Here is a 25,098-nt window from a genome sequence, read left to right as displayed (position 1 = left end):
GGCGGCATCGGTCACAGCAGTTCAGCCAGCTTCTTCTCGTTGCGGGAGAACACGAAGTAGCCGAGTGCGAGCGAAGCGAATCCTGCGATGGCGCACGCGACCAGGTCGGTCCAGTTCGGGAGTCGGTTGTCGTACATGAGGTTCCGGAAGACCTCGGAGAACCGCTCGATGGGGTTGAGCTTGTAGACGTGGATGATCCACGGGTGCCCGGCCTTGTTCGCGGCGTCCTCGACGAGCGACAGCGGGTAGATGATCGGCGACAGGTACATCCACATCTGCAGGCCGATGCCCACCAGGTGCTGCATGTCGCGGAAGTGCACGTTGATGATGGAGAGCATCAGCCCGAGGCCGGCGGCGAACATGGCGAGGAACACCATGGTCAGCGCGATGACGGGCAGGTAGAGGTACCACTTCGATCCGGCGATGGCGAGGACGATGAGCAGAACGCCCATCTCGACCAGCCAGGTGAACCCGAACGAACCGACCGCGGCGAGCGGCAGCGTCATGCGCGGGAAGTAGACCTTCTTGATGAGCGACCCGTTGGCGACGATCGACGTCATGCCCGAGTTGATGACGTTGCGGGCGAAGATCCACGGCAGCAGACCGCACATCAGCCAGAGCGGGTAGATGTTCAGCCCGCTGGGATTGCCGACCTCGAGTCGCGCCCGGAAGATGAACGAGTACACGATCGTGTAGATCAGCATCGTCGCGAGCGGGTTGATGAGGGACCACAACTGCCCGAAGACCGTGCGGCGGTACTTGCCCTTGACTTCTCGCGCTGTGAGGTTCGCCAGCAACTCGCGCGACGACATGAGCTCGTTCAGGTACGTCATGCTTCGGGTGCTGGCTCCTCCGGGGCGCAACGTGGCGCTCCTCACAGGGATTCGGGGACGAGACATTCTCGCACACACGTTGCAACATGCACGTCCGACGCGGTGACACTCACACCAGAAGGTGCCGAGATGACGAACACTCGTCGAAACCTTTGTAGGGTTACAAGGTGATCGTCAGTTTCGCCAACCACTCCACCGCGCCGGTGAACCTCGGCGGGGCTGAGCGGTCTCTCCTCCGCTTCGTGGAGGACTGGCAGGAACAGGACCCGACGATGACGCCGACCTTCATCACGAAGGCGCCTCGGGGCAAGTTCATCGAGGCACTCGACGAGCGCGGTTGGGCGTACGACGCCCTGCGTTTCCGCGGGTGGGCGCTGCCGAGTCCGCAACCCGCACCGGCTTCCGAGCGCGCAGCCTTCGCCACGGTCGACTACGCCGCGGTGAACGCGATCATCCGGAAGTACGAGCGTGAACGCCCGGACCTCGTCGTGACGAACACCCTCGTCGCTCCGTGGGCCTCATTCGCGGCCGCCGTCCTCGGCATCCCGCAGGCCTGGTTCGTCCGTGAGTACGGCGACCTCGACCACGGCTTGCAGTTCCAGACCGGCCGCGCCGGCGTCCTCGGCGACATCGGCCTGATGTCGGGTGCCGTGGTCACGAACTCCGAGGCGATGCGCGAGCACCTCGCGCAGTACATCCCCGCCGACAAGGTGTCGGTCGCCTACCCGACGGTCGACACCGCGCGGCTCCTCGCCACCAAGGACGAGGCCCCTGCCGTCACGCCCTTCCCCCAGACCGATCCCGGCCTCCGGATCACGGTCCTCGGCCGGGTCGAGGAGTCGAAGGGTCAACACCGCGTCGTCGACGCCCTCGGGGCGCTCCGCGAGCGCGGCATCACCGCGAGCGTCTGCTTCGTCGGCAGCTGGAAGCACCCGGGCGAGGACCAGCGCCTCACCGACCGGGCCCGTGCCCTCGGCGTCGCCGAGCACGTCGTCTTCGCCGGCGAGCAGCACACGCCCGCTCCCTTCATCGAGGCGGCGGACGTCTGCATCACCCCGTCCACGATCGAGGCGTTCGGCCGCACCACGGCCGAGTACATGACGCTGGGCAAGGCCGTCGTCGCGACCCGTCAGGGCGGCAGCGCCGAACTCATCGAGCCCGGGGTCACGGGTGCGCTGGTGGACGCCGACGACACGTCGGCCCTCGCCGACGCCCTCGCCGCCTACGCGGCTGACCCGGACACGGCCAGGAGGCACGGGTCGGCTGCTCCGGACCGGCTCGCCGCCGTGATGGGTGCCGGCCACGACAACGCCGCGGCCATCGCACGTCTGGTCGCGTTGGTCGGCACGGAGGGCTACCGGCTCCCCCAGGCGGCGCGGTACTGGTTCGAGCTGCCCGGGGCGTACGCATCGCTCGGCGCCACGAGCGCCCGTGCGGCCGTCGGCCTGCTGGCGAACCGGGTCCGCTCGCGCTCCGGCGCCGTCGGCCGGCTCCTCGCCCGCCCCGGGGTCGTGGTCCGGAAGATGGCCCGCCGGTGACCCGCGACCGCCGTCCGGTCACGATCGTCGTGCCCATCTACGACGACCTCCCCGGGCTCGAACGGTGCATCGAGGCGCTGCTCGAGACGGTCGACTTCTCCGTCGACCGGGTCCTGCTGGCGAACGACGTCGGCCCGCGCGTCGACGTCATCGAGGCACGCGTGCTCGAACTCGTGGGCGACCACGAGGGCTTCGAGTACACCCGCAACCGGAAGAACCTCGGCTTCGTCGGCAACTGCAACCGTGCCGTCCTCGAGCTCGACCGCACCGGCAACGACGTCCTGCTGCTCAACAGCGACACCGTGCCGATGCCCGGCTTCCTCGACGAGATGACCGCGGTCCTCGCTTCCGACGACTCGATCGGCGTGGTCTGCGCACGGAGCGACAACGCCACGATCGCGTCCTTCCCCTACGCCCGGCGGAACCCGCGGGCGACCCTCGCACCCCGTCGCACCCGCGAGCTGCACGGCCGGACGAAGTACCTGCTCCCCCGGCACACCGTCTCGCCGGTCGCAATGGGCTTCTGCTTCCTCATCCGCCGCGAGATGGTCGACCGCTTCGGCCTCTTCGACGACGTCTTCTCCCCCGGGTACGGCGAGGAGAACGACTTCTGCCTGCGGATCAACGAGCAGGGATTCACCTCGGTGCTCGCGAACCGTGCACTCGTCCTGCACACCGGGTCGACGAGCTTCAGCGGTGACCGCGGCCCGTCCCTCCGTCTCGAGCACGAGCGCATCCTGCTCGAGCGGTACCCGTTCTACGGCGGAGCGATCGCGCTCTTCCTCGCCCGCTACCGTGACGCCGTGGACGTCTTCGCCGACGCCTTCCTGCCCGACGACGACGTGGTCCGTGTGGCCCTGCACGTCCCGGCGGAGCTGACGAACGAGGTCGTCGAACGCGTCCGGAGCACCCTGGCCGCCGCGCCCGAGGACGTCGTCGTCACGGTGATCGTCGCGAAGTCGCAGATCCGCGCTGCGCGCGTGGCCTTCCCGGGCGCCGCCATCGCGGTGGGCGGTCGCCCCCGACAGATCTTCGACGTGGCCGTGGCCCTCGGCGCACTGACGACGTTCGCACAGCTCTCCGCCCTCAACGCCAACGCTCCCCGCTGGATCCTCGTCGATCCGGTCTCGCACGACGTCCGCTGGTCGCACGCCGTCGCCAACCACCGTGCCTCGGCGATCGACCGGATCCTCCGCCGCTTCGAGAACCAGAGCACCTCCTGGCACGACGGCGCGGACCTCGTCCGTCTCGTCCGGATGGCCGCGGACACGGCGATCGACCCGGCTTCCCTGCGCGCTCGCTGGCACGCCGTGTCGGACATCGCCGAGGCCACCGGCCTGCTCGTGCACCGCGCCACGGTGTCGGTGCGCCGCCTCACGGCCCTCACCTTCGGCGCACGCAACCCACGGATCGTCGCGCGCATCCGCGCGATCACCGGCCGCGGCGCCTGAGACCGGACCCACTGACGGCCTGGAGGCACGTGGCGACCCCGCCCCGCGCCTCCAGGCCGTCGGTCGGTTGCGTTCAGACCAGCGCGTCGATGACGGGACGGTGCAGCTCCGCTGCAGCCGCATCCCACACGCCCAGCTGGTGCAGCGTCGCGACGCGGAACGCGAGCGCCCGCACCAGGAGCTGACGCCACTCGGCGACGCCGTCGCCGAGGCCCTCGAGCCGGACGAGCGGCACGGCGTGCCAGCAGACCGCATCGACCGCGGCGATCGCCGCGCCGAGCCCGGCTGGTCGCCAGTACGGCGGCCAGTCGATGACGGCGGGTGGCCGCCCGTCGGCGAAGAGCACGTTGCCGAGCAGGTCACCGTGGACGAGTTGCGACGGTGCCTGCACCGGGCGGAACGCGGCGACGAGCCGGTCGAGCGACGGATCGCGCGGCATCGGCCGTTCGCCCCAGGCCATCCGGTCGGCACGGCTCCAGGCGTTGCCGTCGCGGTCACCGGTTCTGTCGCTGTCGTCGCTCGTGCCGGGACCGCCGAGGAAGCCGGGCCGCGCGAGCCCGGCGACCGCGCGGTGGAAGGCGTCACCGGCACGGATGACGTCCTCGACGCGCGTCTCGTCGGCGTGGGCGCCGGGCAGCCACTCCCACGCCTCCCAGCGGTCGGCGCGCCACGAGCCCTCGCGCGTGGCGACCGGCCGCGGCGTGCGGAACTCCCTGGTGTGCGCGAGCGCGGTGAGGACACCGGAACGCCAGTCCGTCTCCGCTGCGCCGTCGTGCGGGCGCAGGACGACCGCACCGGCCCGCCAGGTCAGGCCCCGCCCGCCGGGGAGCGGTTCCGGCGTGGACTCCCCCACGCCGAAGGCGCGCAGCACCTCGGGCGACGGAGCAGCCCGGTCGGCGTCGATCACGCGGTGCGGAGGACCTTCTCCATCGGACGGCCCTTCGCGACCTCGTCGACGAGCTTGTCGAGGTACCGGATCTGCCGCATGAGCGGGTCGTCGAGCTCCTCGATCCGGACACCGCAGATCGTGCCCCTGATGAGGGGCGCGTTCGGGTGGAGGTGCGCGGCGGCGAAGAAGTCCTCGAAGGAGGTCTCGTCGGTCAGGTGCTGCGCGAGCGCCCGGTCGTCGAAGCCCGTCAGCCACTCGATGACGGTGTCGAGCTCCGCCTTCGTGTGGCCCTTCCGCTCCACCTTCGCGAGGTAGTGCGGGTAGACCGCCGCGACGGGCGTCCCGAAGATCCGGTGTCCGGTCATGTGTCCTGTCCTACACCAGGCAGCGCGGGCCAAGCAGGCTCTTCAGCTCGCCGAACAGGTCCGGGGTGAGGTTCACCGGGAACGGCAGCTCGAACGTTCTGGCGACGTCGTCCTTGAGCAGGCGGAGCCGCACCTCGGTCGCGCCGCTGTGCCGACTGAGCACCGCGGCCAGTTCCGTCACCGTCGTCGTCGTCGCCTGCCGCTCGGGCACGCTCAGCGTCAGCGGGCCGGAGCCCATCGCGTCGCCGACGTTCGGCTGGAACATGCTCACCGCGTGCAGCGCCTTGCCGTCGTCGCGGACGTTGACCCGGCCGCGCAGCACCACGATCGAGTCCGCCACCAGCGACGGTCCGAACTCCTGGTAGGTCTTGCCGAGGAACATGACGCCGATCTCGCCGCCGAAGTCCTCGATCTGCACGATGCCGTACGGGTTGCCGCTCGTCTTCGCGACCCGGTGCTGGACGCTCGTCAGCAGGCCGGCGACCGTGACGGTCTCGCCCTCGATCGAGTCGTCGGCGGTGAGCAGGTCGGCGATGGTGATCGACTGGTGCTTCGCGAGTTCGATCTCGAGTCCGGCGAGCGGGTGGTCGGACACGTAGAGGCCGAGCATGTCCCGCTCGAACGCCAGCTTGTCGCGCTTCGACCACTCCGGCCGGTCCGGCACCTGCGAGACGACCGCCATCGAGGGTTCTTCCTCGGCGACCTCGGCGAAGAGCGAGTCGAAGTCGAACCCGACGTTGCCGTGGACCTCGTCACGCTTGACCTTCACCGCACCTTCGACCGCACCCTCGTGGATCTCGACGAGGGCCCGGCGGCTGTCGCCGAACTCGTCGAAGGCGCCGGCCTTGATGAGCGACTCCACCGTGCGCTTGTTCGCCGACGAGATCGGGATCTTCCGGAGGAAGTCGTGGAACGACTCGAACGCGCCCTTCTCGGTGCGGGCCTGCACGATGTCGTCGACGACGTTGAAGCCGACGTTGCGGATCGCGCCCATGCCGAAGCGGATGTCGTCGCCGACGGCCGCGAAGAACCCGATCGACTCGTTCACGTCCGGCGGCATCACCTTGATGCCCATGCGGCGGCACTCGTTGAGGTACAGCGCGAGCTTGTCGCGGGCATCGCCGACGGAGGTCAGCAGCGCGGCCATGTACTCGGCCGGGTAGTGGGCCTTGAGGTAGGCGGTCCAGAACGACACCACGCCGTACGCGGCGGAGTGCGCCTTGTTGAACGCGTAGTCGGAGAACGGCAGCAGGATGTCCCACAGCATCTTGATCGCCGCGGCCGAGTAGCCGTTGTCCTGCATGCCCTTCTCGAAGCCGGCGTACTGCTTGTCCAGCTCCGACTTCTTCTTCTTGCCCATCGCGCGGCGGAGGATGTCCGCTTGGCCGAGGGAGAACCCGGCGACCTTCTGCGCGATGGCCATGACCTGCTCTTGGTAGATGATCAGGCCGTACGTGCCGCCGAGGATCTCCGCCAGGGGTTCTTCGAGCTCGGGGTGGATCGGCGTGATCGCCTGCTCGCCGTTCTTGCGGAGCGCGTAGTTCGTGTGCGAGTTCGCACCCATGGGCCCCGGACGGTACAGGGCGATGAGCGCGGAGATGTCCTCGAAGTTGTCCGGCTTCATCAGGCGGAGCAGCCCGCGCATCGGGCCACCGTCGAGCTGGAAGACGCCCAGGGTGTCGCCGCGCTGCAGGAGCGCGTACGCCTCGGGGTCCTCGAGCCCCATCGTCTCGAGGTCGAGGTCGGTCCCCCGGTTCGTCTTGATGTTGTCGAGGGCGTCACTGATGATCGTGAGGTTCCGGAGCCCCAGGAAGTCCATCTTGATCAGGCCGAGCGACTCCGCTGCCGGGTAGTCGAACTGCGTGACGATCTGGCCGTCCTGCTCCCGCTTCATGATCGGGATGATGTCGATCAGTGGATCGCTCGACATGATGACGCCGGCCGCGTGCACGCCCCACTGGCGCTTCAGCCCCTCGAGCCCGAGCGCGGTGTCGAACACCGTCTTCGCCTCGGGGTCGGTCTCGACGACGGTGCGGACGTCGACGGCTTCCTTGTAGCGGGGGTGGTCCTTGTCGAAGATCCCGGTGAGCGGGATGTCCTTGCCCATCACGGGCGGCGGCATCGCCTTGGTGAGCTTCTCGCCCATGCCGAACGGGAAGCCGAGAACCCGCGAGGAGTCCTTGAGCGCCTGCTTCGCCTTGATCGTGCCGTACGTGACGATCTGCGCCACGCGTTCGGACCCGTACTTCTCGGTGACGTACTTGATCGCCTCACCGCGGCGCCGGTCGTCGAAGTCGACGTCGAAGTCGGGCATGGAGACGCGGTCCGGGTTGAGGAACCGCTCGAAGATCAGGCCGTGCCGGATCGGGTCGAGGTCGGTGATGCGCATCGCGTACGCCACCATCGAGCCGGCTCCGGAACCACGGCCCGGGCCGACGCGGATGCCGTTGTCCTTCGACCAGTTGATGAAGTCCGCGACCACGAGGAAGTACCCCGGGAAGTTCATCTGGTTGATGATGCCGACCTCGTAGTCGGCGCGCTCCTGGACCTCTTGCGTGATGCCGCCCGGGTACCGGTACTGCAGGCCCTTCGCCACCTCTTTCTCGAACCAGGTGTGCTCGGTCTCGCCCTCGGGCACCGGGAACTTCGGCATGTAGTTCGCCGAGGTGTCGAACTCGACGTCGCACCGCTCGGCGATCAGGAGCGTGTTGTCGCAGGCTTCGAGGTTGTCGCGGAAGATGTGCCGCATCTGCGACGGGGTCTTCAGGTAGAACTCGTCGGCGTCGAACTTGAACCGGTTCGGGTCGTTCAGCGTCGAGCCGGACTGCACGCAGAGGAGCGCCGCGTGCGACTTGGCGTCGTGCGCGTGCGTGTAGTGCAGGTCGTTCGTGCCGACCAGCGGGATGTCGAGGTCCTTCGCCAGCCGGATCAGGTCGGTCATGATCCGGCGCTCGATCTCGAGCCCGTGGTCCATGATCTCGGCGAAGTAGTTCTCCTTGCCGAAGATGTCGCGGTAGTCCGCCGCGGCCTGCACGGCTTCGTCGTACTGCCCGAGGCGCAGGCGCGTCTGGATCTCACCCGAGGGGCAGCCCGTCGTGGCGATGATGCCCTCGTGGTACTCCTGCAGGAGCTCGATGTCCATGCGGGGCTTGAAGTAGTAGCCCTCGAGCGAGGCCTTCGACGACAGCCGGAACAGGTTGTGCATGCCCGTCGTGTTCTCGGCGAACATCGTCATGTGCGTGTACGAACCGGCGCCGGACACGTCGTCTCCGCCGCCGTCGCCCCAGCGGACACGGGTCTTGTCGGAGCGGTGGGTGCGCGGCGTGATGTACGCCTCGGTCCCGATGATCGGTTTCACGCCGCCGGCCTTGGCGGCCTTCCAGAACTCGAACGCGCCGAACATGTTGCCGTGGTCGGTCACCGCCACGGCGGGCATGCCCTGGGCGGCGGTCTCCGCCACGAGGTCTGAGAGCCTGGCGGCACCGTCGAGCATCGAGTACTCGCTGTGCACGTGCAGGTGGACGAAGGAGTCGGAATCCGACACGGAACCTCCGGTTCGAAGGAGCTGCTGCGGGGCGTGAACAGCCTAACCGTGACCGCGGACAACCCCGGGCGTGTCAGGCGAGTCGGTCGGCGCACATGAGCGCCTACGCGGCGCGGATGCGGTCGAGCGCGAGCTGCAGGTCCTCGGGGTACGAGGCCTCGTACTGCACCCACTGCCCCGTCCGCGGGTGCTCGAACCCGAGCCGGACGGCGTCGAGCCACTGGCGTGTCAGCCCGAGCTCGTTCGCCAGTACCGGGTCGGCGCCGTACATCGTGTCGCCGACGAGCGGGTGCCGCGTCGCCGCCATGTGCACCCGGATCTGGTGCGTCCGGCCGGTCTCGAGGTGGACCTCGAGCAGCGTCGCGGACCGGAACGCCTCGAGCGTGGCGTAGTGCGTGACGCTCGGCTTGCCGTCCGCGGTGACCGCGAACTTCCAGTCACTCGACGGGTGTCGGCCGATCGGGGCGTCGACCGTGCCCGAGGTCGGGTCGGGGTGCCCCTGCGCGAGTGCGTGGTAGACCTTCTCGACCGTGCGCTCCTTGAAGGCGCGCTTGAGGTGTGTGTACGCGAGCTCGGTCTTCGCGACGACCATCAGGCCCGAGGTGCCGACGTCGAGGCGGTGCACGATGCCCGCGCGCTCGGCGGCACCAGAGGTCGCGATGGTGAACCCGGCAGCGGCCAGCCCGCCGGGCACGGTGGGGCCGTCCCAGCCGGGCGAGGGGTGTGCTGCGACGCCGATCGGCTTGTCGACCACGATGATGTCGTCGTCGTCGTGCACGACCGTCATGCCGGGCACCTCGACCGGGATGATCCGCGGGGCTTCCTTCGGGGTCCACTCGACCTCGAGCCACGAGTCGACGTGCAGCCGGTCGGACTTGTCGACGACGGCACCGTCGACGCGGACGCCACCGGCAGCGACGACGTCGGAGGCGAAGGAGCGGCTGAACCCGAGGAGCTTGGCGATGGCGGCGTCGACACGCTCGCCGGCGAGCCCGTCGGGGACGGGCAGACTGCGCTGCTCGCTCACGTCGCGTCGTGTCCGAGCGCGTCGCGCGAGTCGCGCGGTTCGTCGGCGGGCCTGGAGGCGCGGGGTTCGTCCGCCACGGACGCCGCGGCCCGGCCGTCGGTCGCCGCCTCGTCCTCGCCGCGGAAGGACGCGACGCCCCCGGTGCGGTCCGCAGCCGCCGCGTCGGCAGCGCGCTGCTGCTTCGCGGACAGGGCGCGGGAACCGTCGAGGTTCACGCCGAGGATGACGAGCAGCACGAAGATCACCATGCTGATGCAGATGAACGAGTCGGCGATGTTGTAGATCGCCGGCATCATCCACGGCGTCGAGATGAAGTCCACGACGTGGCCGCGGCCGAAGCCGGGCTCACGGAAGAGCCGGTCGAGCAGGTTGCCGAGCGCGCCGCCGAGGAGCATGCCCAGCACGAGGGCCCACCACATCGAGCGGATGCGCCGGGCGAACACGACGATCGCGACGACGACTGCCGTCGAGACGATCGAGAAGATCCACGTCATGTTGACCGCGAACGAGAACGCGGCGCCCGGGTTCCGGACGTAGAGGAACTGCAGTGCGTTCCCGAGGACGGGGACGACGGTGCCGTACGGCAGGTTGGCGACGACGAGCGCCTTCACGCCCTGGTCGAGCGCCACCACGACGACAGCGGCGAAGGCCAGTGCCGCGATTGCGCGGACACTGACCTTCGCTCGTGATGCTGGTCGCGACAACGTCAGTTGCCGAAGCCCTGCGCCGATGCCGGCGCGGGGGTGAGACCGGACTGCTCGGGGCCCGAGCCGTCCAGCTCCGCGAGCTGCCCCTGGATGTAGCTCTTGAGCTGCGCACGGTAGTCGCGCTCGAAGGTGCGGAGCTCGTCGATCTTGCCCTCGAGCTGACGCTGCTCCTGCTCGAGCACCGCGACACGCTGACGGTTGGTGTTCTCGGTGTCGGCGATGATCTGGCGCTGCTTGGCCTCGGCCTCGGAGACGAGGCGGGCGGCCTGTGCGGTGCCCTCGGCGATGAGCGCGTCGCGCTTCTCGACGCCTTCACGCACGTGCTCCTCGTGGAGACGACGAGCGAGCGTGAGGAGGTTCGTGGTGCCCTCGGTGTCCTCGTCGGCGCTGACCGTCGAGACCGGCGCTGCGGCGGCGACCGGAGCGGGCTCCGGCGCGGCGGCCACGGGGGCGGGCTCCGGCTCGGGCTCGGGGGTCGGAGCCGACTGCTCGTCCTGCGCCGGCTTCGGAGCCGATTCGGCTGCCTGCAGGCGCTGACGGAGCTCGTCGTTCTCGGCCGTCAGGCGGCGCAGCTCGACCACGACCTCGTCGAGGAAGTCATCGACCTCGTCCTGGTCGTAGCCCTCGCGGAACTTCGTCGGCTGGAACCGCTTGTTGACTACGTCTTCCGGCGTCAAAGCCATTGCCGTCACCTCAATAGAACTGCTGAACGTGTGGAACCGCTACGGGTGCGACCGAATGTACCAGTCGCATCCTGCGGTGCGGATGCTTCGCCGGAGCGAGCATCGATCCCGACCACCGTACACCGACGGTGCCCGTGAACCGTGCCCATGTCCTGGCGTGGCGCGTGTCGCGGCCCGTCCCGCTCAGATGAGCGCGCGGGCGATCGTCATCGCGATGATGACGACGAGCATGACGATCGTCCACCCGAAGTCGAGCGCCACCGGTCCCATCCGCAGCGGCGGGAGCGCCTTGCGAACGGTGCGGATCGGCGGATCGGTCAGGGTGTAGACGACCTCGGAGAGCACGAGGAGTCCCCCGCGGGGACGCCAGGAGCGGTTGTACGCCTGCACGATGTCGAGCGCGAACCGTCCCCACATCACGAAGAAGTAGAGCAGGAGGAGGAAGTACAGGATCGTGAAGATCGCGGACACGATGGGGCTCGCTCGGCTCGGGTGGGCGTCGTCACGTGACGTCGCTCACGGGGCGGGTGGGCCTGATGGGCTCTGGCCTGAGGAGACTCAGGCCCGAGGGGCTCAGGACTGGGCGAAGAAGGACGCCTCGATGTCGGACTCTACCTCAGGCGCCTCGCCACTCACTGCGACGTGGGCGGGCGAGAGGAGGAAGACCTTGTTCGTGACGCGCTCGATCTTGCCGTAGAGGCCGAGCGACAGGCCGGAGGCGAAGTCGATCATGCGGCGCGCGTCGGACTCGGTCATCTGCGAGAGGTTGATGATGACGGGGATGCCGTCGCGGAAGCTCTCGGCGATGGACTGGGCGTCCTTGTACTCGCGCGGGTGGACGGTGAGGATCTCGTTCATTTCCTGGACCGGTGCTGCCTTCTGTGCGGTCGCGTGCGAGCGACGGAGCGGGGTGACCTGGGCGCCGCGCTGGTGGGTGTGCGCCTTGGCCTCGGGAGCGACGGGCGCCACCGGGGCCGCGGCGGGTGCTGGGGCCTCCTGCGCGACCGGAGCGGCCGCGGGGGCCTGCGCCGGTGCGGCCTGCTGACGGGTCGACTGCTGGCGCGCAGGTTCCTGCGGCTGCTCGTCCTCGTACTCGAGTTCCTCGTCGGCGAGGCCGAGGTAGACCATCGTCTTCTTCAGCGGGTTGGCCATGGTTCCTCCGGAGTTCGTGCTCGTGGATGCCCTTGGGACGAGGCTAGGGCGCGACCGGCCGGTTTCCCGTGATTGCGGTCCCGATCCGCAGGTGTGTCGCGCCCTCGAGCACGGCGTCGGCGTAGTCGCCGCTCATGCCCGCCGAGATGTCCGTCGCGTCCGGCGCGAGGGAGACCACGAGCGCCGAGATCGACCGCAGCCGGGCGAACGCGGCGCGGGGTTCCTCGTCGAGCGGCGCGACGGCCATCACACCCCGCAGGCGGATCGTCCCCGTGGCCAGGGCGCGTTCGGCCATGGCCTCGACGGCGTCGGGCTGCACGCCCCCGCGACCGGGGTCGTCGGTGAGGTTGACCTGCACGAAGCCGTCGATCACCGGCGGCTCCGGCTCGGCCTCCGTCGGCGCGAACGCATCGACGACGGACTCGCGGTCGAGCGACTGCACGACGTGCGCGTACCGGCGCACCTGCCGGGCCTTCTTCGACTGCAGCTGCCCGACGAAGTGCCACGTCAGCGCCAGGTCGGCGAGTTCCGCGGCCTTCGCCTGCGCCTCCTGGTGACGGTTCTCCCCCACGTCGGTGACGCCGAGCGCGGCGAGTTCCCGCACCAGCGCGGCCGGGTGGTACTTCGTCACGACGACGAGCGTCAGCTCGTCGACCGACCGCCCTGCGGCTCGCGCCGCGTCGGAGATGCCGGACCTGACGGACGCGAGACGCGCCTCCAGTCCGCCGTCTGGTGACGGATCGGACGGGAGGCGCGGATCACCTGCCACAGGAACGGTTACTTCAGGAAGTCGGGGACGTCGAGCTCGTCGTCATCGTCGTCGAAGGCCGGGTCGGCGGCGCGCTGCGCCGGCGCCGCGTGCTCCTGCGACGCCCACGACGGGGCGGACGAGGAGGAGTCCTCGATCGCGCCCGTGCCGCCGGCGCTCGAGACCGGGACGGTCGCCCCGGCGTCGGGGTCGACGTAGCTCGAGCGACGCTCCTTCTGCTGCTGCTGCGGCTCGCCGCCGTCGAACCCGGCGGCGATGACGGTCACGCGGACCTCGTCGCCGAGGGTGTCGTCGATGACCGCACCGAAGATGATGTTCGCCTCGGGGTGGACGGCTTCCTGCACGAGCCGGGCGGCGTCGTTGATCTCGAAGATGCCGAGGTTCGACCCACCCTGGATCGAGAGCAGCACGCCGTGCGCACCGTCGATCGAGGCCTCGAGCAGCGGGGACGCGACGGCGAGCTCGGCCGCCTTGATCGCGCGGTCGGCACCCCGCGAGGAGCCGATGCCCATGAGCGCCGAACCGGCGCCCTGCATGACCGACTTGACGTCGGCGAAGTCGAGGTTGATGAGACCCGGGGTCGTGATGAGGTCGGTGATGCCCTGCACGCCGGCGAGGAGGACCTGGTCGGCGGTCGCGAAGGCCTCGACCATGGAGATGCCGCGGTCGCTGATCTCGAGGAGGCGGTCGTTCGGCACGACGATGAGCGTGTCGACCTCGTCCTTGAGCCCGGCGACGCCGTTCTCGGCCTGGGACTGGCGGCGCTTGCCCTCGAAGCTGAACGGCTTCGTGACGACGCCGATGGTGAGCGCACCGATCGACTTCGCGATCCGGGCGACCACGGGAGCACCACCCGTACCGGTCCCACCGCCCTCACCCGCGGTGACGAAGACCATGTCGGCGCCCGCGAGCGCTTCCTCGATCTCCTCCGCGTGGTCCTCGGCGGCACGACGGCCGACCTCGGGGTCCGCGCCGGCGCCGAGACCACGGGTGATCTCACGGCCCACGTCGAGCTTGACGTCGGCGTCGCTCAGCAGCAGTGCCTGTGCGTCGGTGTTGATGGCGATGAACTCGACGCCGCGGAGGCCGAGCTCGATCATGCGGTTCACGGCGTTCACGCCGCCGCCGCCGACACCGACGACCTTGATGACGGCGAGGTAGTTGTGGTTCGTGGTCACGTCAGTCGGGCCTCCGGTCGAACCCTCAACCTCTACTTGAAGTTCAGGGGTAATGCTGGTAAGTGTGGTGCTCGCATCGACGCTACGGGTGCCGTCCGTGCACTGTCGCCCCGCCACGCCGCGTGTCGCGCGATTCCCCCGTCACGCGGGGACGACGTCACTTCGTGGCGCGGATGATGCCGTTGTCGGGAGCGCTGACGTCGTACTCGACGACGACGCCCGGGTTCCGGGCCGAGTGGTCCTTCACGAGGGCCGCCAGGAGCGCCGCCTTCGCGTCCGAGTCGTCCGGGTTCCCCCACACGACCGTGGACTTGTCCTTCAGGGTGAGCGTGACGTCGTCCGCGGTGGACGCCTTCACGCTCGTCACCTGCGCCCGCACGGTCGACGGCAGCGCGAGCACGACCTCGGTCATGGTGCGGAACACCGGCGACCCGAGCTGCGCGCTGCCGATGTCGGCGACCGGCATGTTCGCGGGCTGCGTCGGCGACGACTGAACGACGATGCCGGCCGGGTCGACGAGGTCGAACGACTTGCCCGACCGCACCGCCACCACCGGGGTCCGCTCGGTCACGGTCACGACGAGGGTGTGCGGCGGCGCCTCTTCCGTCACGTAGCTCTCGATGAGCGGGAAGCCGGCGATGTCCTGCTTGATCTCCTCGAAGTCGAGGCGTGCCAACGGCGTGCCGATCTGCTCCGAGAGCGCCTGCCGGAGCTGGGCCTCGTCGACGCGGTTCGTGCCCTTGACCTCGATCGTCTGCAGCGCCATCAGCGGCGAGAACACCGCGACGAGGATCGAGACGCCGAACACCAGCACGATGGTCGCCGCGGTGATCCACGCCGCGCGGCGGTGCCGGCTGCGACGGGTGAAGCGGCGCACCTCGGCGCGCTCGAGCAGTCGACGGCGGCGCTTCGCCACCCGGGCGTCGCGGGCCGTCTCGGCAGCGCGGACACCGGCTCCGATCGGCGTGGCGTGCTCGTCGTCGCCACCGGGGTGCAGGTCGGTCAGCGCGGCGAGCCGTTCGGCGTCCTGCCGTTCGGTCTCGCGGCGGGCGGCTTCACGGCGCTCGGCCTCGGGGTCGTGGTGGTCCTCGTCCGGCGTGTACTCGCGCAGCCGTCCGGCCACGGTCGACAGCCCGGCGCCGAGCCGGCGGCCGGCGGCGCCGGCGAAGGCCCCCGCGCGGTCGCGAGCGGTCCCGACGGACGCGTCCGCGGTGGTGGAGGTCTCCGTCTCGTCGACGGGGTCCGGCGTGGCGGGGTCGGGCTGTGCCTCCAGGCTGTCCGGCGACGACGCACGCGACGGTCGCCGCGGGAACGACGGGGCACGGCGCTGCCGGGGCGCCGGGGCCCCCTCGGCGGACCCGTCCGGCTTCGCCGGCCGGTCGTCGAACCCCTCGGGACGCTTCACCGGGACAGCACCCCGTCGTCGTGGCGGGCGCTGTCGTCCTGGAGCGCGCTGAGCACCTGCGGGATGATGCGGTACACGTCGCCGCAGCTCAGGGTCATGATGATGTCGCCGTCGCGCGCCTCGGCGGCGGCGCGGGCGGAGGCCTCGTCCCAGTCGGGCAGGAACTCGACGCGCGACTGGTCCGCGAACCGCTCCTGCACCAGCGCGCCGGTGACACCGGGCTCCGGGTCCTCGCGGGCGCCGTACACGTCGAGGACGACGGTGTGGTCGGCGAGTTCCTCGTAGACCTTCGCGAAGTCGCCGGCCATCAGGCGGGTGCGGGAGTACAGGTGCGGCTGGTGGATCGCGATGATCCGGCCGTCGCCGACGACGTTCCGCGCGGCCCGGAGCGCCGCGGCGACCTCGGTCGGGTGGTGGGCGTAGTCGTCGTACACGGACACGCCGCGCTCGACGCCGTGCAGTTCGAAGCGGCGCTGGGTGCCGCCGAACGCCTCGATGCCGCGGATGGCGTCCGCCGGGGCGACACCGAGACCGGTGAGGACCGCGAAGGCCCCGACGGCGTTGATCGCGTTGTGCCGGCCGGGCACGCGGAGGGTCAGGTGGTACGCCTCGCCGCCTGCGCGGAAGTCGACCTCGACGCCGGCGGACTCGATGACGCCCTCGATCCGGACGTCCGCGTCGACGGCCTCGCCGAAGGTGACGATCTCGGGAGCGTCCGGGCGCTGCCGGAGGCCGGCCGTGACCGCCTTCGCGCCGGCGTCGTCGCTCGAGATCACGACGCGCTCGGAGGCCTTCGCGGCGAACTCGACGAAGGCCTCGGTGAAGGCCTCCTCGCTGCCGTAGTGGTCCAGGTGGTCGGCGTCGACGTTCGTGACGAGCGCCACCGCGACGTCGTACAGCAGGAACGAGCCGTCGGACTCGTCGGCCTCGACCACGAACAGGTCGCTCGTCCCCGGTGCCGAACTCGTGCCGAGCGACTGGATCACACCGCCGTTGACGAAGCTCGGGTCGAGACCGAGCTCGACCATCGCGGTGACGATCATGCCGGTCGACGTGGTCTTGCCGTGCGCACCGGCGACCGCGACCAGGCGGTGCTCGGCGATGAGGGCGGCGAGGGCCTGCGACCGGTGCAGCACCGGCAGGCCGCGGCGCTCGGCCTCGACGAGTTCGGGGTTGTCCGGCCAGAGGGCGCTCGTCACGACGATGGTGTCGGCGTCGCCGACGTTCGCGGCGTCGTGGCCGATGTGCACCTCGGCGCCGAGCTCGCGCATCGTGCCGGTCGTCGCGGTCTCGCGGGAGTCGCTGCCCGTGACGCTGTGGCCGGCGGCGAGGAAGAGCCGGGCGATGCCGCTCATGCCGGAGCCGCCGATGCCGACGAAGTGCACCGTGCCGAGGTCGTCCGGGATCGGCTTGGTGAGGTCCGGCTTGATGGTCATGGTTCCTCCGTGGTGCTGTTCCCCGTGCTGTTCGCTGTGCTGTTCTTCGCGGCGTCGAGCACGAGGTCCGTCATCCGGTCGGCACCGTCGCGGTGCCCGACGCTGCCGGCGCGGACCGTCATGTCGGCGATGCGCGCGCGGTCCTGCAGGATGCTCAGGAGTTGGAACGTCACCCAGTCCTGGTCGAATTCCTCGTCCGCGACGAGGACCGCTCCCCCGGCACCGACGACGTCCTTCGCGTTGTGCCGCTGCTCGCCGTTGCCGACAGGGTACGGCACCAGGACGCTCGGCAACCCGACCGCCGTGAGCTCGCAGACCATGCCCGCGCCGGCACGCGAGACCACGAAGTCGCTCGCCGCGTAGGCGAGGTCCATCCGGTCGCAGTACGGCAGCACGTGGTACCCGTCGAGGTCGCTCGGGCCGATGTCCGACTTCGCGCCGACGACGTGCAGGACCTGCCAGCCGGCGCCGACGATCGTCGCGGCCGACTTGTTCACGGTCCGGTTGATGCTCCGCGCGCCGGAGGACCCGCCCGTGACGAGCAGCACCGGACGGCTCGGGTCGAGACCGAACTCGGCCAGTCCCTCGGCGCGGCTCGCGCGGCGGTCGAGCGACTCGATCTCGCGGCGGAGCGGCATGCCGACGACGCGGCCGTGGCGCAGGCGCGTGTTCGAGAACGTGACGCCGACGTGGTCGGTGAGGAACGCGGCGAGGCGGTTCGCGAGCCCGGGCTTGGCGTTCTGCTCGTGCACGACGATCGGCGTCCGGGTGCGACGGGCGGCGATGTACGCCGGGGCGGCCGCGTAGCCGCCGACGCCGAGGACCACCTCGATGTCGTGCTCGCGGATGAGCTCCTCGGTGCGCTTGACGGCACGCCAGAACGCGCCGGGGAAGCGCAGGGCGGCCGCGTTCGGCTTCCGCGGGAACGGCAGGCGCGGGATCGTGAGCAGCTCGTAGCCGCGCATCGGGACGAGACGAGACTCGAGGCCCTCCGCGGTGCCGAGCACGAGGACCCGGGCGTCCGGCTCGCGCTCGGTCAGCCGGTCGGCGACCGCGAGCAGCGGGTTGACGTGTCCGGCGGTGCCGCCGCCGGCGAAGAGGTACTTGCTCACCGGAGGGATCCGTTCGTGGAGGTCGCCCTGGGCAGCGGGGCGGTCGTGGGGGCGTTCTTGCCGGGGAGTTCGCGTGCGAAGGACAGCACGACGCCGATCGCGACGAGCGTCATGATGAGCGCCGACCCACCGGCCGAGATGAGTGGGAGGGGGACGCCGAGGACCGGCAGCAGACCGAGGACCACGGCGATGTTGACGAGCGCCTGACCGATGATCCACGCCAGGACACCGCCGGTGACGGTCTTCACGAAGGGGTCGTTCGACTGCCGGATGATCTTGATCATGCCGATCGCCAGCACCACGAAGAGGGCCAGCACGACGACGGCGCCGACCAGGCCGAGCTCCTCGCCGATGATCGCGAAGATGTAGTCGTTGTCCGCCTCGGGCAGCCAGGACCACTTCGCCTTGGAGTTGCCGAGCCCGACGCCGAACACGCCACCGGACGCCAGCGCCCACATGCCGTGGACCGGCTGCCAGCAGAGGTCCTGGTACTGGCTCGTGTCGGTGCAGCCGGAGAGCCAGGCGCTGATGCGGCTCTGCCGGGAGCTCGACGCCATCGTGACGAACGGCAGCATCACCGCCAGGAAGGCCACCCCGACGAGCAGGTGCCGCGCACGGGCGCCGCCGACGTAGAGCGCGCCGAACACCAGGATGAGCATGATCATCGCGGTGCCCTGGTCACCGCCGAGGAGCACGAGGCCGATCGACCCGAGGCTCGCGATCCCGATCGGGATGAAGACCTCTTTCCAGTCGTCGAGCTTGTCCCGCTTGACGTACATGATCGCGCCGATGCCGAGCACCAGGGCGAGCTTGAGGATCTCGGACGGCTGCGCGGTGAACGAGCCGAGCTTGATCCAGTTCCGGTTGCCCTGGATCGAGTAGCCGAGCGGGGTCAGGACGACGAGCGCCTGCACCACGAGGCCGATGCCGACGATCCACATCGCCCACTTCCGCCAGAACCGGGCGGGCAGGCGGCTCGCGATGAGCATGAGCGGCACACCGAGGACGGCGTAGAGACCCTGGCGGGACGCGGCGCCGAAGAAGTCGTGCGTCGCGGCGTACTGCTCGACGCTCGACGACGAGAGCACCATGACGACGCCGAAGACGACGAGGAAGAGCGTGACGCCGAGGATCGTGTAGAAGGTGCTCGACTCGGCGACGAAGACGTTCTTGACGGCGACGACGGCGCCGTTCGTGCGGCGGGTGCCGGGCCGCTGCTCGTGCGACGCGGTCGGTGTCGCCGGCCCGGGGCGCGTCGTTTCCGACCCGCTACGACCGTTCGGAAGATCCGTCGTCGCCATCGGCGTTTCCTCCCAGGTGCTCGTGGACCGCCGCCGCGAATCGACGCCCCCGGTCCGCGTAGGAGCCGAACTGGTCGAACGACGCTGCAGCCGGGGCGAGGAGGACCGTGTCGCCGGGTCTCGCGACCGAAGCGGCATGCCGGACCGCCTCGGGCATGACCTGATCAGTGTCCGCTGCTTCGACCTGCAGGACGGGCACCGCGGGCGCGTGTCGCGCGAATGCCTCGAGCACGGGGCCGCGGTCGGTGCCGATCACGACGACGCCGCGGACGTCCGGGCCGAAGCGCTCGACGAGCCCGTCGACGTCGACGCCCTTGAACAGGCCCCCGACGATCCAGACGACCTTGTCGAACGACCCGAGCGACGCGGTCGCCGCGTGCGGGTTCGTCGCCTTCGAGTCGTCGACCCAGGTGATGCCGTCGGCGGCCGCGACGAGCTCGGTGCGGTGGTGGTCGGCGCGGAAGCCCTGCACCGCGGAGCGGATCGCGCCGGGCTCGACCCCGGCGGCACGGGCGAGGGCCGCGGCGGCGAGGACGTTCATCGTCATGTGCGGGCTGGCGAGCCCGGCGGACTCGAGGTCGGCGACGGTCGCGAGCTCGAGCGCGCTGCTCTGCCGGTTCTCGGCGAACGCGCGGTCGCACAGCACGTCCTCGACGATCCCGACGTCCCCGGGCGCGGGGATGCCCGGCCCGAAGCCGACGGCACGGCAGCCCTCGACGACGTCGGCCTCCTCGACCATGTGCCGGGTGGCGTCGTCGGTCGTGTTGTAGACGCACGCCATCACGGTGCGCTCGTAGACCTTGGCCTTCGCGGCGCGGTAGGCCTCTGCGGAACCGTGCCACTCGAGGTGGTCGTCGGCGATGTTGAGGCAGGTGCTCGCGAGCGGCACCACGGCGCCGTCGCCCACCGTGGGCATGTAGTGGAGCTGGTGACTGGACAGCTCGACCACGAGGACGTCGAAGCCGTCCGGGTCGCGGACGACGTCGAGCACGGGCACGCCGATGTTGCCGCACGCGACCGCTCGCAGGCCGGCGGCCTCGAACATCGCGGTCGTCAGCTGCGTGGTGGTGGTCTTGCCGTTGGTGCCGGTGATGGTCACCCAGGGCGCGGCAACCGGGCCGCGCACGACCTTGTCGCGCACCCGCCAGGCGAGCTCGATGTCGCCCCAGACGGTGCTGTTGGCGACGGACCAGGCGACGGTGGCGTTGTGCGGCGGCAGGCCGGGCGACACGATGACGACGTCCGGCGCCTGCTCCACGAGGGCGGCGGGCACCGCGTCGAGCGGCGTCTGCACGAACCGCGCCCCGATCACGTCGAGGAGCTCGACGCTGTCGGCGGGCGCGTCGGTCGAGTACACCGTGACGGCGCTGCCGAGTTCGACCAGGGTGTCGGCGACCGAGAACCCGGTCGCGCCGAGACCGAGGACGGCGACGTTCAGCCCCTTCCACGCCTCGGCGTACCAGCTGTCGAGGGCGGCGAGACGGTCAACCGACACGTGCGATCCACTCCAGGTAGAAGAGCCCGACGCCGGCCGCGACGCAGAGTCCCGCGATGATCCAGAACCGGACGACGACGGTCACCTCGGCCCACCCCTTCAGTTCGAAGTGGTGGTGCAGCGGACTCATCCGGAAGATGCGCTTGCCGTGCGTGATCTTGAAGTACGCCCGCTGCAGGATGACCGAGCCGGTGACGATGAAGAACAGGCCGCCGATGAGGACGAGCAGGAGCTCCGTGCGGCTGAGGATCGCGAGGCCGGCCAGGGCACCGCCGAGGCCGAGCGACCCGGTGTCGCCGAGGAAGATCTGCGCCGGCGACGTGTTGTACCAGAGGAAACCGATCAGGCCACCGCAGACCGCGGCCGCGACGACCGCGAGGTCGAGCGGGTTCGTCACGGTGTAGCAGGCGTGCGCGGTGCTCGCGTCGAGCCGGGCTCCGCCGCAGATCTGGTTCGACTGCCAGAAGCCGATGATGACGTACGAACCGATCGCCAGGATGCTCGACCCCGTGGCCAGGCCGTCGAGGCCGTCCGCCACGTTCACGCCGTTCGACGTGGAGACCGTCAGCAGGACGATCCACGCGAGGAACAGGACGGTGCCGATCACGGTGCCGAGCGCCATGAAGTCGAGCCACGGGATGTCCCGGATCGCCGACACCATGGTGGACGCCGGCGGCTTGCCGTTCGCGGTCGGGACGACGAGGGCGATCGTCGCGAAGACGACACCGACGATGACCTGGCCGAGCACCTTGGCCCAGCCGCCGAGCCCGAGGCTCCGCTGTCGCCGCACCTTGAGGAAGTCGTCGATGAAGCCGACGAACCCGAGTCCCACCATGAGGAACAGCACGAGCAGCCCGGACAGCGTGATCGAGTCACGGCCGACCAGGTGTCCGACGAAGTAGCCGAGCACCGCGCCGATGATGAGGACGATGCCGCCCATCGTCGCCGTGCCGCGCTTGGTGTGGTGCGACTGCGGGCCGTCGTCGCGGATGAACTGTCCCCAGCCGAGGCGGTGGAACAGCTTGATGAAGAACGGCGTGAGCAGCAGTGTGAACACCAGCGACACGGCGCCGGCGATCAGGAGGGCGATCATTCGGTGACACCTCCGAGGCGGTCGCCGAGGAATCGCAGTTCGGCGGACTTCGAGGACTTGACGAGGACGACGTCGCCGGGGCGGAGCATCTCCTGCAGTGAGTGGACGGCGTCGTCGACGTCCTCGATGAACACGGACTCGCCGTCCCACGATCCCTCGAGGGTGGCGGCCTGGTGGATCGGCATCGCGGCGCGGCCGACGACCACGAGCTGTCCGATGCCGAGACGGACGACGAGCCGGCCGATGCGGTCGTGCTCCTCCGTCGAGAACTCCCCGAGCTCGGCCATCTCGCCGAGCACGGCGACGGTCCGCTCCCCCGGACGCACGATCTGCGCCAGGGTCCGCAGCGCCGCCGCGGTGGAGTCGGGGGACGCGTTGTACGCGTCGTTGATGACGGTGACGCCCTCCGGACCCCCCGGGAGGAGCTCCATGCGCCAGCGCTCGGCGCGCGTCATCGACGCGAGCGCCTCGGCGCCGATGGCGAGCGGGACACCCCACAGGTGGGCCACCGTGAGCGCGGCGGCCGCGTTCATGGCGTGGTGCTCACCCAGGATCGCGAGGCGGACGTCGGCGGTCTCGGGGAGGCGATCCGTTCCTCCAGGCTGTCCTGGAGGCGCGGCGAGCGTGAAGCGGGTGCCGTTGCGGTCCGTCTCGATGCCGGTGATGCGGTAGTCGGCATCCGCCGACGTGCCGAAGCCGACGACGCGCGCGGCGGTCAGGTCGCGCATCGACGCGACCCGGTCGTCGTCGACGTTGAGGAGGGCCGTCGCGGTGGCGGGGAGGTCGGTGACCATCTCCGACTTCGCGCGCTGCGTCGCCTCGATCCCGCCGAACTCGCCGGCGTGCGCGAGGCCCACCTTGAGGACGACACCGACGTCGGGTTCGGCGATGGAGACGAGCTTCGCGATGTGGCCGACGCCGCTCGCGCCCATCTCGACGACGAGGTAGCGGGTGTCGTCCGTGACGCGGAGCATCGAGATCGGCGCGCCGACGTGGTTGTTGAACGAGCCCTCCGGCGCGACGGTCTCGCCGTGCGCGGACAGGATCGTGCGGAGCATGTTCTTGGTGCTCGTCTTGCCGTTCGAGCCGGTGATGCCGACCACCCGGAGGGGTGCCGGGCGACCGTCGGCGTCGACGCGGTCGGCGGTGCTCATCCGGACGCGCGTGACGACCTCGTGCGCGAGCGCGGCGAGGGCCTCGTAGCCGTCGGCCACGACGATCTGCGGCGCCGCGGTGTCCACGCGCTCGGGCGTGATGACCAGGGCGGCACCGGCGTCGACCGCGGCGGGCACGAACCGGCGGCCGTCGGTGACCTCGCCGGGGAGCGCGAAGAACACGCTGCCCGGACGCACCAGTCGCGAGTCCGTCTCGACCGATCCCTCGACGACGAGGTCGCCGGGTGCCATCACGTCCGTCGCCTGGGCACCGGCGACGAGCTCGCCGCCGACCGCGGTGGCGATCTCGGCGAGGGTCAGGGCGATCATCGGCGTTCCTCGGCGGGACCGGAGTTCGGTTCCCACCCGGCCTCACGGAGGGCCTGTCGGGCTTCGTCACGTGCCGAGTACGGGGTGCGGACGCCCGCGATGTCGCGGTAGTCCTGGTGGCCGGGGCCGGCCCAGAGGATCGAGTCGCCCTCGCCGAGCAGGCTCACGGCCTTGCGGATCGCGGCCTCGGGCGGGCTGATCTCGTAGAGCTCGTGGTCCGGGTAGGCGGCACGAGCGGCGTCGACGAGGGTCTTCCGGATCGAGGCGGCGTCCTCGAAGCGGGGGTGGTGGTCGGTCACCACGAGGATGTCCGAGCCCGCTGCGGCCACGCGGGCCATGTCGCCGCGCTTCGTCGTGTCGCGGTCACCGTCGGCGCCGAACAGCATGAGGACCCGGCCCGGGGTGAACTGGCGCACCGCGGCGAGGGTGTTCTCGAAGGCGTCGGCGCTGTGGCCGAAGTCGACGTAGACGCTCGGGCCGTGGTCGCCGGAGACGCGCTCGGTGCGGCCCGGCAGGTAGCACTCGATGGCGCTCGTCGGGGTGTCGCGCTCGTCTTCGTCGGCGTAGCGGCGGTGGTTGCTCTGGAGCGCGTGCGCGATCGCGCCGAGCTCGAAGCCGCCCTCCACCAGCATCACGATCGCCAGCGCGGCGTTCGCGGCCATGTGCCAGCCGATGAGCGGCACACGGGTGGTGAGCTCGCGGTCCTCGGGGCCGGTCAGGCGGAACTCGGTGTACGCGGCGTGCGACGCGACGATGTCGACGTGCCACTCGGCCTCGACGTCCGGGTGCACCGTGATCGTGGTCACCGGGATGCGGGAGTCCTGCACGACGCGGTGGCCCCAGTCGGTGTCGAGCGAGACCACACCACGGCGGGCGTGCTCGGGCTCGAACAGCGGGAGCTTCGCGCGGTAGTACTCCTCCATGTCGGCGTAGTCGTCGAGGTGGTCGTGGGACAGGTTCGTGAACGCCGCGACGTCGAAGACGATGCCGTCGACCCGGTGGCGGCTGAGGGCCTGCGCGCTCACCTCGACGGCGACCGCACGGACCTCGCTCTCGCGCATCCGGGCGAGGAGCGCGTGCATCTCGCTGGCCTCGGGCGTGGTGAGCCGGCTCGTGACGCTGAGCGAGCCGATGTGGCGCTCCGCGGTCGAGCTGAGGCCCGTGACGAGCCCGAGCTGCTTGAGGATCCCCTCGAGGATGTACGACGTGCTCGTCTTGCCGTTCGTGCCGGTGACGGCGAACAGCTGCGGCAGGTCGGTGGCCTCGTCCGGGTGGGTGCGGTAGACCCACGCCGAGACGTCGCCCAGCGCGGCACGGGGGTCGTCGACCACGAGCACCGGCAGACCGGACGGCTCGGCGAGGGCGACCCCGTCGGCGTCGGTCAGCACCGCGACGGCACCGCGCTCGGCGGCCTCGGTCGCGAACTGCGCGCCGTGCCGGTTCGCACCGTGCACACCGACGAAGAGGTCACCCGGCTGCACCTCGGCGGCGCTCAGCGTGACGCCGGTCGTCTCGACACCGTCGAGCGACCCGACGACACGCAGACCGAACGCGTTCGCGAGTTCGGCCGCGGCCCTCGGGGTCGGGTGTTCTGGTCGGAGGACCGGGGGGATCCGTGCGGACAAGTGCTCCTTCT

21 protein-coding genes are annotated in these 25,098 nt (G+C 70.3%); 2 read left to right on the top strand and 19 right to left on the bottom strand.

Going from position 1 to position 25,098, the window contains the following annotated elements:
* Nucleotides 1-11: 11 nt before the first annotated feature.
* Nucleotides 12-833, bottom strand: coding sequence for an ABC transporter permease (locus DEJ28_RS07315; protein ID WP_111115029.1), 822 nt, complete (start codon nucleotides 831-833; stop codon nucleotides 12-14).
* Between the two features lie 167 nt (nucleotides 834-1,000).
* Here DEJ28_RS07315 and DEJ28_RS07310 point away from each other — a divergent pair, with 167 nt between their 5' ends.
* A complete protein-coding gene (locus DEJ28_RS07310; RefSeq protein WP_111115028.1) occupies nucleotides 1,001-2,371 on the top strand; it encodes a glycosyltransferase family 4 protein in 1,371 nt (456 codons plus the stop codon).
* Nucleotides 2,368-3,822, top strand: coding sequence for a glycosyltransferase family 2 protein (locus DEJ28_RS07305; RefSeq protein WP_181433657.1), 1,455 nt, complete (start codon nucleotides 2,368-2,370; stop codon nucleotides 3,820-3,822). The genes DEJ28_RS07310 and DEJ28_RS07305 overlap by 4 nt, the downstream gene beginning before the upstream one ends.
* A gap of 73 nt (nucleotides 3,823-3,895) precedes the next feature.
* On the opposite strand, the gene DEJ28_RS07300 is transcribed toward DEJ28_RS07305, so the two are convergent.
* From DEJ28_RS07300 to DEJ28_RS07215, 18 genes are all read right to left on the bottom strand, one after another.
* Entirely contained in the window at nucleotides 3,896-4,729 is an 834-nt protein-coding gene (locus DEJ28_RS07300) for a hypothetical protein (RefSeq protein WP_258367995.1), read from the bottom strand.
* The gene (locus tag DEJ28_RS07295; protein WP_111115026.1) at nucleotides 4,726-5,076 is read right to left on the bottom strand and encodes a DUF2200 domain-containing protein; all 351 of its coding nucleotides are present in this window, start codon (nucleotides 5,074-5,076) and stop codon (nucleotides 4,726-4,728) included. Before DEJ28_RS07295 ends, DEJ28_RS07300 begins: the two co-directional genes overlap by 4 nt.
* Nucleotides 5,077-5,086: 10 nt before the next feature.
* Complete coding sequence (gene dnaE, locus DEJ28_RS07290; protein WP_502866953.1) at nucleotides 5,087-8,569, bottom strand: DNA polymerase III subunit alpha; 3,483 nt, start codon at nucleotides 8,567-8,569, stop codon at nucleotides 5,087-5,089.
* A 154-nt stretch (nucleotides 8,570-8,723) separates the two neighbouring features.
* On the bottom strand, nucleotides 8,724-9,647 hold the full coding sequence (locus DEJ28_RS07285) for an RluA family pseudouridine synthase (RefSeq protein ID WP_111115024.1): 924 nt from the start codon (nucleotides 9,645-9,647) through the stop codon (nucleotides 8,724-8,726).
* The gene (lspA, locus tag DEJ28_RS07280) at nucleotides 9,644-10,351 is read right to left on the bottom strand and encodes a signal peptidase II (protein ID WP_258367994.1); all 708 of its coding nucleotides are present in this window, start codon (nucleotides 10,349-10,351) and stop codon (nucleotides 9,644-9,646) included. The genes DEJ28_RS07285 and lspA overlap by 4 nt, the downstream gene beginning before the upstream one ends.
* A gap of 2 nt (nucleotides 10,352-10,353) precedes the next feature.
* Nucleotides 10,354-11,037 (bottom strand): DivIVA domain-containing protein, encoded by a 684-nt coding sequence (locus tag DEJ28_RS07275; RefSeq protein ID WP_181433656.1) that lies wholly within the window; start codon nucleotides 11,035-11,037, stop codon nucleotides 10,354-10,356.
* Nucleotides 11,038-11,220: 183 nt separating this feature from the next.
* Nucleotides 11,221-11,508, bottom strand: coding sequence for a YggT family protein (locus DEJ28_RS07270; protein WP_502866948.1), 288 nt, complete (start codon nucleotides 11,506-11,508; stop codon nucleotides 11,221-11,223).
* A 102-nt stretch (nucleotides 11,509-11,610) separates the two neighbouring features.
* Complete coding sequence (locus DEJ28_RS07265) at nucleotides 11,611-12,189, bottom strand: cell division protein SepF (protein ID WP_111115022.1); 579 nt, start codon at nucleotides 12,187-12,189, stop codon at nucleotides 11,611-11,613.
* A 43-nt stretch (nucleotides 12,190-12,232) separates the two neighbouring features.
* Nucleotides 12,233-12,958 carry a YggS family pyridoxal phosphate-dependent enzyme gene (locus tag DEJ28_RS07260; protein ID WP_258367993.1) on the bottom strand — a complete coding sequence of 242 codons (726 nt, stop codon included), beginning with the start codon at nucleotides 12,956-12,958 and terminating at the stop codon, nucleotides 12,233-12,235.
* 8 nt (nucleotides 12,959-12,966) lie between these two features.
* Nucleotides 12,967-14,136 (bottom strand): cell division protein FtsZ, encoded by a 1,170-nt coding sequence (gene ftsZ, locus DEJ28_RS07255; RefSeq protein ID WP_111115021.1) that lies wholly within the window; start codon nucleotides 14,134-14,136, stop codon nucleotides 12,967-12,969.
* Nucleotides 14,137-14,293: 157 nt separating this feature from the next.
* Nucleotides 14,294-15,541, bottom strand: coding sequence for a cell division protein FtsQ/DivIB (locus tag DEJ28_RS07250; protein ID WP_111115020.1), 1,248 nt, complete (start codon nucleotides 15,539-15,541; stop codon nucleotides 14,294-14,296).
* Complete coding sequence (gene murC / locus DEJ28_RS07245; protein ID WP_111115019.1) at nucleotides 15,538-16,977, bottom strand: UDP-N-acetylmuramate--L-alanine ligase; 1,440 nt, start codon at nucleotides 16,975-16,977, stop codon at nucleotides 15,538-15,540. The genes DEJ28_RS07250 and murC overlap by 4 nt, the downstream gene beginning before the upstream one ends.
* Entirely contained in the window at nucleotides 16,974-18,089 is a 1,116-nt protein-coding gene (murG, locus tag DEJ28_RS07240) for an undecaprenyldiphospho-muramoylpentapeptide beta-N-acetylglucosaminyltransferase (protein ID WP_111115018.1), read from the bottom strand. Before murG ends, murC begins: the two co-directional genes overlap by 4 nt.
* Nucleotides 18,086-19,390: a putative lipid II flippase FtsW gene (gene ftsW / locus DEJ28_RS07235; protein WP_111115017.1), complete on the bottom strand. Its 1,305-nt coding sequence runs from the start codon at nucleotides 19,388-19,390 to the stop codon at nucleotides 18,086-18,088. The genes murG and ftsW overlap by 4 nt, the downstream gene beginning before the upstream one ends.
* The gene (gene murD / locus DEJ28_RS07230) at nucleotides 19,359-20,885 is read right to left on the bottom strand and encodes a UDP-N-acetylmuramoyl-L-alanine--D-glutamate ligase (RefSeq protein ID WP_111115016.1); all 1,527 of its coding nucleotides are present in this window, start codon (nucleotides 20,883-20,885) and stop codon (nucleotides 19,359-19,361) included. The genes ftsW and murD overlap by 32 nt, the downstream gene beginning before the upstream one ends.
* Nucleotides 20,875-21,978, bottom strand: coding sequence for a phospho-N-acetylmuramoyl-pentapeptide-transferase (gene mraY / locus DEJ28_RS07225; RefSeq protein WP_111115015.1), 1,104 nt, complete (start codon nucleotides 21,976-21,978; stop codon nucleotides 20,875-20,877). Before mraY ends, murD begins: the two co-directional genes overlap by 11 nt.
* On the bottom strand, nucleotides 21,975-23,462 hold the full coding sequence (locus tag DEJ28_RS07220) for a UDP-N-acetylmuramoyl-tripeptide--D-alanyl-D-alanine ligase (RefSeq protein ID WP_111115014.1): 1,488 nt from the start codon (nucleotides 23,460-23,462) through the stop codon (nucleotides 21,975-21,977). The genes mraY and DEJ28_RS07220 overlap by 4 nt, the downstream gene beginning before the upstream one ends.
* On the bottom strand, nucleotides 23,459-25,087 hold the full coding sequence (locus DEJ28_RS07215) for a Mur ligase family protein (RefSeq protein WP_111115075.1): 1,629 nt from the start codon (nucleotides 25,085-25,087) through the stop codon (nucleotides 23,459-23,461). The genes DEJ28_RS07220 and DEJ28_RS07215 overlap by 4 nt, the downstream gene beginning before the upstream one ends.
* Nucleotides 25,088-25,098: the final 11 nt, after the last annotated feature.

The sequence above is a fragment of the Curtobacterium sp. MCPF17_002 genome (assembly GCF_003234115.2).
Classification (GTDB): domain Bacteria; phylum Actinomycetota; class Actinomycetes; order Actinomycetales; family Microbacteriaceae; genus Curtobacterium.
This window is presented reverse-complemented; position numbering and strand designations above follow the sequence as displayed.